Origin of the sequence: Salmonella sp. SAL4457, assembly GCF_046548235.1 — a bacterium.
GTDB lineage: Bacteria > Pseudomonadota > Gammaproteobacteria > Enterobacterales > Enterobacteriaceae > Salmonella > Salmonella enterica.
Genome location: NZ_JBGDZO010000687.1, coordinates 1 through 262, shown reverse-complemented (window position 1 = coordinate 262; position 262 = coordinate 1). Strand labels below are relative to the sequence as shown.

Below are 262 nucleotides of genomic sequence, written 5' to 3'. Positions count from 1 at the left end.
GCTGGCGGGTGCGGGTGCGAGCGCCGAGAGCGAGATGCATCATCACTACCACCAGCGCGTCGGCGCCTTCGCCCAAACGCACGAAGATCGCGCCGCGCCCCGGCGGACCGGGCAACGGATGATCTTCCAGCAGGGTCGGCCGCCAGCGGCTGAGCAGGCCGTTGCTGTGCTGGGCGATACGCCCGAGGTTGCGGTTGAGCTGCTGGTACCAGTAGGGGAACGCCCCCAACTGGGCCAGGTGCTCGACCTGGTTGACGTAGCC

At 69.1% G+C, this 262-nt stretch carries 1 protein-coding gene; it reads right to left on the bottom strand.

Annotation, left to right across the window (positions count from 1 at the left end; genetic code table 11):
- Positions 1 to 262, bottom strand: a 262-nt coding sequence (locus ACLJNW_RS25930; protein WP_410961470.1) for an endonuclease/exonuclease/phosphatase family protein, incomplete at both ends; no start/stop codon positions are given.